This is a genomic window from Flavobacterium cauense R2A-7, from assembly GCF_000498475.1.
Taxonomy (GTDB): domain Bacteria; phylum Bacteroidota; class Bacteroidia; order Flavobacteriales; family Flavobacteriaceae; genus Flavobacterium; species Flavobacterium cauense.
On record NZ_AVBI01000018.1, the window covers coordinates 128,398 to 138,815 of the forward strand.

General features: G+C 40.4%; 7 protein-coding genes. 5 read left to right on the forward strand and 2 right to left on the reverse strand.

Going from position 1 to position 10,418, the window contains the following annotated elements:
• Window positions 1-36: 36 nt before the first annotated feature.
• The gene (locus FCR2A7T_RS09960; RefSeq protein ID WP_052115193.1) at window positions 37-3,360 is read right to left on the reverse strand and encodes a zinc-dependent metalloprotease; all 3,324 of its coding nucleotides are present in this window, start codon (window positions 3,358-3,360) and stop codon (window positions 37-39) included.
• A gap of 170 nt (window positions 3,361-3,530) precedes the next feature.
• On the opposite strand from FCR2A7T_RS09960, the gene FCR2A7T_RS09965 reads away from it, so the two are divergent.
• The 3 genes from FCR2A7T_RS09965 to FCR2A7T_RS09975 all read left to right on the forward strand — a co-directional run bounded on the left by FCR2A7T_RS09965 (window position 3,531) and on the right by FCR2A7T_RS09975 (window position 6,391).
• Window positions 3,531-4,460 (forward strand): bifunctional riboflavin kinase/FAD synthetase, encoded by a 930-nt coding sequence (locus tag FCR2A7T_RS09965; RefSeq protein ID WP_035118194.1) that lies wholly within the window; start codon window positions 3,531-3,533, stop codon window positions 4,458-4,460.
• Window positions 4,461-4,464: 4 nt separating this feature from the next.
• Complete coding sequence (locus tag FCR2A7T_RS09970; RefSeq protein WP_023571160.1) at window positions 4,465-5,769, forward strand: HTTM domain-containing protein; 1,305 nt, start codon at window positions 4,465-4,467, stop codon at window positions 5,767-5,769.
• A 169-nt stretch (window positions 5,770-5,938) separates the two neighbouring features.
• The gene (locus FCR2A7T_RS09975; RefSeq protein ID WP_023571161.1) at window positions 5,939-6,391 is read left to right on the forward strand and encodes a hypothetical protein; all 453 of its coding nucleotides are present in this window, start codon (window positions 5,939-5,941) and stop codon (window positions 6,389-6,391) included.
• Here the strand turns inward: FCR2A7T_RS09975 and FCR2A7T_RS09980 are convergent.
• Window positions 6,388-7,146, reverse strand: coding sequence for a UDP-2,3-diacylglucosamine diphosphatase (locus tag FCR2A7T_RS09980; protein WP_023571162.1), 759 nt, complete (start codon window positions 7,144-7,146; stop codon window positions 6,388-6,390). The two genes, FCR2A7T_RS09975 and FCR2A7T_RS09980, sit on opposite strands and share 4 nt — an antisense overlap.
• 621 nt (window positions 7,147-7,767) lie before the next feature.
• On the opposite strand from FCR2A7T_RS09980, the gene FCR2A7T_RS09985 reads away from it, so the two are divergent.
• Window positions 7,768-8,043, forward strand: coding sequence for a hypothetical protein (locus FCR2A7T_RS09985; protein ID WP_165551951.1), 276 nt, complete (start codon window positions 7,768-7,770; stop codon window positions 8,041-8,043).
• Between the two features lie 12 nt (window positions 8,044-8,055).
• Window positions 8,056-10,418 (forward strand): PKD domain-containing protein (locus FCR2A7T_RS15130; RefSeq protein WP_131494802.1); only part of this gene is annotated, 2,363 nt, incomplete at its 3' end.

The window sequence follows — 10,418 nt, forward strand, 5'->3', positions numbered from 1 at the left end:
CCCGCAAGGGTGCTTTTCTCTTCCTTGAATAAGGAATTATTTTACAATTATACGTTTTGTTGATTTGTTGTCACCATCCTGAACAGTTACCAAATAGGTTCCTGCCTGAACAGTATTCAATTGCAGGTTTTGGATGAAAGTACCTGTATTTTGATATGATTTCTCAAAAATAACTCTTCCACTGATGTCGTGAACATTGATTTTAATGTCATTTCCGGAATTCGATTCCAACTGAACTGTGAAATTACCGTTGTTAGGGTTAGGGTAGATCACAAAGTCTTTCAGGATGCTTTCCTCTGTTCCGGCTGTTTGCACAGTACAGATGTTCAGACTCCAGCTGTTTATTGTTCCTCCGTCTTGGTTGAATCCGTCAAAAATTCTTAGGGTCCATGTTCCGGTAGAACTTTGTCCGTTTAGAGCTGATAATAATTGCGATGATTTTACAGTTCCTGTAATACCAGGGTTCGTTCCACAAACTACATTGGCTCCTGAATCGTCAAAAGTAGCAACGATATTTTGAATATCGGCACTAGTACAAGGTTGTACAAATAACTGAACCTGAGTTCCTGAAGGGCTGATTAGAGTCGCTGTTAAATCGTTAATCCAAGTATGCGTGATGTTCATAGTAACGTTTACATCACCAATTGTTCCTCCACTTGGAATATTTAAAGTAGAGTTAACCGTTGCGTTTGCTGTCGTAGGAATGGTTAAAGGTACATTGGTAGAAGCAGTTGTGCCACAAGAAATTACACCGGTAGTGAATTTGTTGGCTGAACTGTAAGTGCCGCTACAAGAAGAATTTTTAGGAAGAATTCTCCAGTAATAATTCGTTGCCTGAGATAATCCAGATACCGTGTAGCTTGTTGAAGTAGTGTTTCCAGAGCTGATAATGCTTGTGAAAGCAAGGTCTGTTGCCACCTGAACGTCGTAAGAAGTAGCATTGGCATTGGCAGCCCAAGTTAAATTTACACTCAATCCTTGTCCAACCGCATTGTTTGCTGGGCTGGTTAATGACATTGCGCCAAAGTTAGAATTGAATAATTCGAAATAATAAGGAACTGTTTTTGTAGTTGCTCCAGAAGTAGCCGTTACAATGATATTATAAACACCTGCCGTACTTGCAGCAGTATTACTGATGGTCATGGTTACTGTTCCGTTTGTGCCGCTCATTGACGTTGGTGAGAAAGCTACTGTTGAACCGGCAGGGTTTCCTGCGGCGCTGAATGTTGTAGTACCGCTGAATCCGCCTAAAGCTTTATAGTCGATGGTGTAGCTAACGTTTGTTCCCTGACAAGCCGATTTGTTTTGTTCTCCAGCTACACCGTTGTAAGCTACTGCGAAAGTAGAAGCCGGTGCGGCAATTGTAAAGTTGGTATTCGAGATGTCATAGAAAATATGGTTGTTACCTTTTACCATGATACGGTTTGTTGTTCCTGTATTATTAGGTACAGTAATCGTTTCTGATCCGTCGTTTGGAACTTTGCTGGCCAATTGGATTGGATAAGTCAATCCGCCGTCAGTGGACAAGAAAATGTCAACATAGTTACAGTTTACACCGTTGGCAGTAGTTCCTGCAACTGCCCAAGTAACGGTTTGGTTAGTACCTACCGCCCAAGATACAGCTGTATTCGGAGCGTTTACGGTAAAAGGTCCGGCAGTTCCGTTAACGGTAACTACCATATTGTCGTAGCTTGTTTGCCCTACTTTAATAGGAGCTGTAGCGCTGTAAGGTACGTTGTCTCTTACGGTTAATCTAAAATTCAATGTTCTGGCAACAGAACTTAATGCTTCTACATTAATACCGTCATTTCCCGTACCTGCAGTAGTTTGACTGTTTGCAATAACCGTAGATAAAAGCGGCATGTATCGGGAAGGTGAGCTTGTTGGGCTCCAGCTTCTCCAGTTTGGTCCGATGGTTTTTGTGGCACTGGCAACACTACTTGCGCCGGTTTGATTTCCGCAATCGTCAAATTGTTCCCAACAATAGGTCAACGCATCTCCAGCATTTGCATCTGTCGCGGAACCCGTAAGGATGAAAGGAGTGCTTTTTGGAATGGTGTAGTCTGCCCCTGCATTAGCTACCGGAGTAGCATTGTTTCCTGCTAACGAAGTGGTAACCGGACAAGTTTTTCCAGCCAGATTGTTTTGGATCTGCATGATAGAAGCAGCGTGGAAAATATCAATCGAGTGTGGTGCAATATCCTGTGAAGTAATTCCGGCATACCCCATAATGGTTACTCCTGAACCTACTTCCATGTTTACGCCTGAGCCTTCACTGCTGTTAGAGAAAGTGTGATTTCCTCCTAATTGGTGTCCTACTTCATGTGCTACATAGTCAATATCAAAATTATCTCCCATTGGGATACCGTCTGCCGGTGATGTGATTCCGGAACCTTTGCTGCCGTTTACACAGACACATCCGATACATCCTGCGTTACCACCACCACCGGAAGCACCAAACATGTGACCGATGTCGTAGTTGGCTTCGCCGATATTGTTGGTAAGAGCTGTTTGTAATTGAGCATTCCACTGGCTTAAATTCGTGGAATATGGATCGGAAGTAGGGTTGCAGTAAATAACGTTGGTTGTAGTTGCGATAAGATTTAAGTGTAAAGCCAAATCTTTTTCGTAAACTCCGTTACAACGGGTTAAAGTCGCGTTGAAAGCCGCTAAAACAATGGCTTTGTCTGCTGCGGTTCCTGCGGTTGAAGCACCGAAATAAGCCGCATATTCACCGTTACAAGACTGTGCCAGACGCATCGTTTTTAATTCTCCGGCGTCAGATTTTTGTGTAGACGGAAGTTGTTTGTTAACGTCTGAAAACATAGCTCTGTCGTCTGTGGAACAAGTCCAAGGCAACTGTCCTTTGTCTCTTTGTGAGTTGTAAACAGCGTATACTTTGCCATCTGCAGAATACGGTTCCATGAATTCATTTTCCTTGTCGGTTCTGAAAACCATTGTTTGGATTCCCTGTGGCGAAATGCTTAATTTTAAAGTAGCATATTTGTCGGTAATTCCTTTTCCGGAAAACGCTCTGATTTGTGGAAATTGTGCTTGTAAATCCGGTTCGAAATTGGAAGCTTCATACATTTCAAATTGTTCCAATACCCCTTTAACATTGGGTAATGAGATAATTACACTTTGTCTGGACGAGTTGCCCACAACGGAAAACAAAGCCTGTCTTATAGGATCGATGTTCAAATCGTATAAATCAAACTTTTTGGGGAATGAAAGTCTCTTGACATTCTTTGAAGCAACGACTTTTTGGCCGGTATTGGGCTTCCAAGCCTTCTCAGTTTGTGCCTGGACGGAGGAAAAAGCCAGAAAAGACACAAACGAAAATAGTAGAATTCGTTTCATTTTTTTATTAGTTTTTTGGTTAGTTTGTCAAAAATACATTAAATTTTTATTTTTTTGGTAAAAATGTAACATTTTTCATTTTTAACAAACTGAAGGTCAATTGCTAAAAACAATTGCAGATCTTTTTTGAAATATGAATGCAATGGTTACCTTTGCGCAAACCATTACGATTGAAAATATTCTCATCCATACAGGAATTCAGTGCAACATCCGGAACTGTGGTTACGCTTGGTACTTTTGACGGGGTGCACGTGGGACATCGGCAGATCCTGCACAAACTGATTGCTGCTTCAAAAGTTTTGAAGTGTGAAAGTTTGGTGTTGACTTTTTTCCCCCATCCGCGTATGGTCCTGCAACAGGATGTTCAGATAAAACTGCTCAACACCATTGATGAAAAATCATTTCTGTTGGAGGAAATCGGAATTGACAATTTGGTAATCCATCCTTTTGATGCGGCATTTTCAAAACTTACCGCAGAAGAATTTGTAAAAAACATCCTCGTCGACAAATTTAATGTCAAGAAAATCATTATCGGGTACGATCATCGTTTCGGAATCAACCGTACCGCTAACATTGACGATCTTATTCGTTTCGGCGAACAGTATGGTTTTGAAGTGGAACAGATTTCGGCTCAGGAAATTGATGCAGTTTCGGTCAGTTCCACCAAAATACGAAATTCATTAGATGCCGGAAACGTTGCCTTAGCCAATCAGTATCTTGGATATTCCTATTTTTTCTCAGGAATCGTAACCGAAGGAAAAAAACTCGGCAGAACCATCGGATTTCCGACCGCAAACATTCAAATCGACCAACCTTATAAATTAATCCCAAAAAATGGGGTGTATATTGTTTCGGCGGTTATCGACCACGTTACAGTGTACGGGATGATGAATATAGGTGTCAATCCTACGGTAGGCGGCACGGATAAAAGTATAGAAATTCATTTTTTCGATTTCAATCAGGATTTGTATTCCCGTTCGGTAACGGTTAGCGTACATGAAAAAATAAGGGAGGAGCAGAAGTTTCCTTCCGTAGAAGCGTTGAAACAACAATTGGAAAAAGACAAACAAACGTCGTTACACTATTTTACAACATTGTAATTTGATGACCTACAAATTATTCCGGCCCATTGATAACGCTCCGTTAATTCTTTTCCGGATTTTTTTCGGATTCCTTTTTGCCTGCGAGACTTTTGGGGCCATTTTTACAGGATGGGTCCGAAATAATTTTGTGATTCCCGAATTTACTTTTTCACATATTGGTATGGAATGGCTGCAACCGCTTCCGGGATATGGCATGTATTTTTATTTTGGAATCATGGGCTGTTTGTCCTTTTTGGTTATGATAGGGTACAAATACCGGTTCAGCCTGGGGATGCTTGGGGTGCTTTGGGCTGGCGCCTATTTCATGCAGAAAACCTCTTACAACAACCACTATTATCTGTTACTGCTGGTTTGTATCCTTATGTTTTTTTTGCCCGCTAATGCGTATGCTTCCGTAGATGCAAAGCAACATCCTGAAATTCAACAGCTCAGTATGCCGGCTTGGTGTTCGTATGTGATGATTTTTCAGATTACTATCGTATATTTTTATGCCACGGTTGCTAAATTTTATCCGGATTGGCTTGACGGGACTTATACCCGATTGCTTTTTACCGGAATCACCGGTTATCCTTCGATGCATAAGGTGTTTACCAACAGTTCGTTTCATATTTTTATCGCTTATGCCGGAATTTTTTTCGATGGATTGATTGTCCCATTATTGCTGTGGAAAAGAACCCGTACGTTGGCTGTCCTTTTTTCTTTGGTGTTCCATCTTTTTAATTCTTTTTTTCTTAAAATTGGAGTATTTCCCTATTTTGCGTTAAGTTATTCGGTTTTCTTTTATCCGCCGGAAACCATACGGTCCTTTTTTTTCAAACAAAAACCTTTTTTTGAAAACCAGTCGTACCTCACTTACGGCAAAACAGTGTTGTATTGGTTTTTTATTCCCTATTTTATTGTTCAGTTGGTTTTACCGCTTCGGCATTGGTTTATAAAAGGAGATGTTTTATGGACCGAAGAAGGACATCGGTTGAGTTGGCGGATGATGCTTCGGCAACGCAACGGGGTTATCCGCTTTAAAATTATGGATAAACAGACTAACGAACCGTTGTATTATCCGGTAGAACGACATTTAACCACTACGCAGTTGGAAGCCCTCTCCAACAAACCGGATATAATTTGGCAGATGGCGCAACGCATTAAAGAACATTATCTTCTGGAAAACAAAGAAGTGCGTGTTTATGTGGACTGTAAGGTTTCGATTAACGGGCGTCCTATGAGGTTATTTATAAATCCAGCAACGGATTTGGCCAATGCCGATTGGAATTATTTCTGGCACAACGATTGGATTTTACTCTCTGAATGATTTTGAAAGTAAGTATATTTTCAGTATAAAATATTAATTATTAGTGCTTTAGGAATTTTATTGAAAAACATTTTATAAATTTGTGATACGTCTCACACTTAGAACAGTGAATCAAGTTTTGCTGCAAATTTGTTTTTAAAATCTTTTTTAACTCCTAAATTAGTATGCTATGTTTAAGTCAAGAGAATTCATAAACGGGTTTATCATTTTTCTGGGAATCGGGATTTATTTCCTTTTAATGGAATTTTTAGGGTTTTCAGACGTTTTTTTTCTGAGAATTCTGAATGTGTTCATTATCGTATACGGAATTAATAGAACCCTCAAGGCAAATGTCTATGACGGTCATAACGATTATCTTTTCAATCTTACTTCGGGCGCTTTGACCGCTTTTGTGGGGGTTATTTTAAGTATCATTGCACTCAACATTTATATTCATATCAGAGGAGGCGAAGCGTACATCAAAACCCTTTCCGAGGCGTTCCTTTTTGGCGGAAGCCCATCGGTGTATCAATATTGTGCAGGATTGCTTTTTGAAGGATTGGCCTCTTCGGCGATAGCGGCGTTTACGTTAATGCAATATTGGAAAGGCAAAACCGTACGCAATGGTCATTTAACCCATTAGTGATTGAATTTTTTCAGTTCGAAAGTCGTTCCGTCGAATACACCATAGGAAAAATAGCCTATCCAATCTCCAAGATTAAAATAATGGGATTCTTCTTTTAATAAAATTTCAAGAGGCAGATGCCTGTGTCCAAAAATGAAATAATCATAGTGCTTGCTTTCTAGTTTCTTTTGGGCATATTGGTAAAGCCATTCGTTTTCTTTTCCTAAAAATTTAACATCTTCCGCTCCAGAAATCAATTTGTTTTTTACCGAAAGATATTGGGCCAATTTTACACCGATATCCGGATGCAACCATCGGAAAAGCCATTTTGAGAACGGATTGGTAAATACCTTTTTCATTCTTTTATACCCCACATCGCCGGGACCTAATCCGTCGCCGTGACCAATGAAAAACTCTTTGCCGCTTATGGTGAAGTGTTTGGGTTTGTGGTACACCGGAATGTTCAGTTCCTTTTCGAAATAGTCATACATCCATAAGTCATGATTTCCTACGAAAAAGAAAATGGGAATGCCGCTGTCGCGCAGTTCGGCGAGTTTTCCTAATACCCTTACAAAACCTTTCGGAACTACAGATTTATACTCAAACCAAAAATCAAATAAATCCCCCAACAAAAACAAAGCATCAGCATCCTGCTTGATGTAATCGAGCCATGCTACAAATTTTTGTTCTCTGGGAAAGCTTAATTCTGCTGTGGGTGCTCCAAAATGCTGATCGGATGCGAAATATACTTTTTTAGCTTCGGGAAGTTTCATACATGAAAAATGTGAATTCAAAGATATGAAATGTAAATTACTTTTGGATTGGCATTCGTTCAAAGTATGATTTTTACGATAAAGACTCGCATTATTGCATTTATGAGCTCATTTCTGACAAATTAAAATTTTAAAAGAAAGTATTTTAGTGTTAAAATTTATATTTTCCTTTCTTTTTTTATTGAAACGTGGTAAAAAACAGAGATGAGTTGTTGTATTTTATCGATTTTTTTTGCATATAGTCGAATTTTTAACGAAAAACATGTTTATTAAGGGTTTGCTTTAAAAAAAATTTGAAGATGTGTTAAAATTTATCATTTTTGTTAAAATTTAGTTTTTTTTAAGAATTGTTTTAGTGTTGTTAATTAATATTTTTAAAGGACTATGAAGCAACTTTACTTTTGTTTACTTAACGTTTTGACGTTCTAATGGACATGCGGCCAGCAAAGTCCCATCAAGATGTTACTGCACTCTTGAAAAATCATCATTTTTTTTTTGCCTTTATTAAGGAAGTCACTAAAACTGTGGTACTTCCCTCTTTTTATTGCCTTTTGTGAAATGAAATCAACCATTTAATTCCTATTTATAATGAAAAAAATGTTTTTGCTCTTTTGCTTTTTTATGTTGTCACTGTCCGTTTTTGGTCAGGACACCGTTAAAAACAACAATGTGACTATTGCCGAAAAGTTGAAAAAATATGAAGGAACTTTTCAGATTCAGGTTAAAAATCCCCGACTTAAACCGGCAATACCTTATAATATTGACGAACTGATTGAGGCCAACCGAAAAGAAACAGAGGTTACCTATGTGCAATTGGGTACTGCAGTACGACTGATGGTTTTGCCGAAAAATGAAATCGGAAAGCAAACCAAAATTGATATTTTTTCAACCTACTAGAGTTATATTGTTATGAGAAAAATCTACTTATTGTTTTTAATGCTTCTTTCCATTGGTGCAATGGCGCAAGTGCCTTCAAACGATGCTTGTAGTAATGCTTTGGCTGTTGCGCTTCCGGCCTCCGGGAGTGTTTGTTTTAATTCATCCAATATCAATGCGACCAGTAACGGAAGTATAACGTGTGATACGGCCGGCCCCGGTAAAGAAGTTTGGTATACGTTTATCGCCACCAATTCGAACAACAGCGTGACGGTTACGCCAAATGGGGCTTCGCCAATTTCAAACGTTGTAGTCACTTTAATGACCGGTGGTTGTGGAGCAGGAACCTACGATATGTGTAATTCCGGAACAGGATCGAATCCGGTTACGAGTACTGTGGGATTAGTGCCCGGTACCCAAGTTTGGGTTTCTGTGGAATCTAACGGAGGAGGAACCGGAGATTTTCAGGTATGTATCAATTCGACTCCGCCAAGTTCCAGTCCGGGCGATGGTTGTGCAAGTGCTTCAAATGTTTGTGATAAATCAAGCATCAGTTATCCCGATCTTACAGGATTTACTGCTAGTGGTGTTCAGCCTGCCTGTTTCGCTGCGGCTGTTAGAAAAGACGTTTGGATTAAATTTACCGTTGGGGTTACCGGAACGTTAGAATTTTTGGGAACGCCAATTGCTGCAGATGAGTACGACTGGGCGTTGTATGATGTAACTTCGGGATGTTTGGGAACCTTAGTGTCCTGTAATTATAACTATGCTTCGGCCGGACCGTTCAGTTGCGGTATTCCGGGATCTACTTTCGGAATGTTAACCACAACTACGGGACAACCCTGTGCGGCGGAGTTTAACGCACCAATTACGGTTACCGCCGGAAGAACCTACGCTCTGTTAATCGATAATTACAGTCAGACAAATTCCGGTTTTACGCTGGATTGGGGAGGAACCTTTCAGATGGGTACCACGGCAAGTTTTACTGCAACCCCGCAATCTTCGTGTTCTGTTCCGTTGGTTGTGACGATTACAAATAATTCGGTTGGAGCCTCAACCTATCAGTGGAATTTTGGTGATGGTTCTACCTCTACTAGTCCGAATCCCGGAACCCATACCTATACGAGTACCGGGGATTATCTGATATCACTTGTCGTAACCGGAAACGGATGTACCAGTGTTATGTCAAAAAGAATAAATTTAAATACCGGTCCGGTTATTGCCGTGACACCGGCCTCACAAACCATTTGTCCCGGTGATAGTGTCAATTTAAATGGGGTGTTGTCTCTTGGAACACCTTATAACGATCGATTGTTTACCAATAATGTCAATACTGCGATTCCAAATAATAACGCAGCAGGTTTAACCAATGCGCTTACGACTTCGGGAATGCTTAATACAACATTAACGACAGGGTCTGTTCAATCAATTTGTTTCACGATTAACCATAGTGATCACAGTGATATTGGAAGAGGGCCAACTCCAACTGCGGTACAAGTTACGGTTAACGGAAATACCTATAATTTCACACCGCTTCCTTTGCCGGCTGTAAGTGGTACCGCAACCTATTGTTTCCCGCAAGCCGTTTTAAATGCTATTAATGCAGCTGGGGGCAATGCAAACACTACGTGGACTTTAAAAGTGGCCGACAATCGCGGTGGTGGAGGTGGAACAGGAAGCTTGGTTTCTTGGGAAGTCGTTTTGAGAGATTTTAATAGTATTACGGGTTATTCGTGGAGTCCAACGACCAATATGGCGAATTCAACTACGTTGACACCTACGGTAACTCCTGTAAGTAGTACTACTTATGTTTTGTCGGCTACAGATTTATTCGGTTGTTCAACTTCTTTAAGTGTGCCGATTACCGTTAATGCTGGAATAACACCAACTTTTACGGCTGTAGCACCGATTTGCTCAGGTGGAACCTTGTCCGCTTTACCTACAACATCCAACAATGGGGTTACGGGAACCTGGTCGCCGGCATTGAATAATACTGCTACTACGGTTTACACGTTTAACCCAACCGCAGGTCAGTGTGCTAGTACGGTAACGATGACCATTACGGTAAATCCAAATGTAACACCAACCTTTACAGCGGTTGCTCCAATTTGTTCGGGAGCTGCATTATCGGCTTTGCCAACAACATCCAATAATAGTATTATTGGAACCTGGTCACCGGCTTTAAACAATACGGCTACCACAGTTTACACGTTTACCCCAACAGCGGGTCAGTGTGCTACCACTACAACAATGACTATTACGGTAAACCCGAATGTGACACCAACCTTTACAGCGGTAGCGCCAATTTGCTCTGGAGCTGCATTATCAGCTTTGCCAACAACATCCAATAATGGTATTACTGGAACCTGGTCACCGGCTTTAAACAATACGGCTAC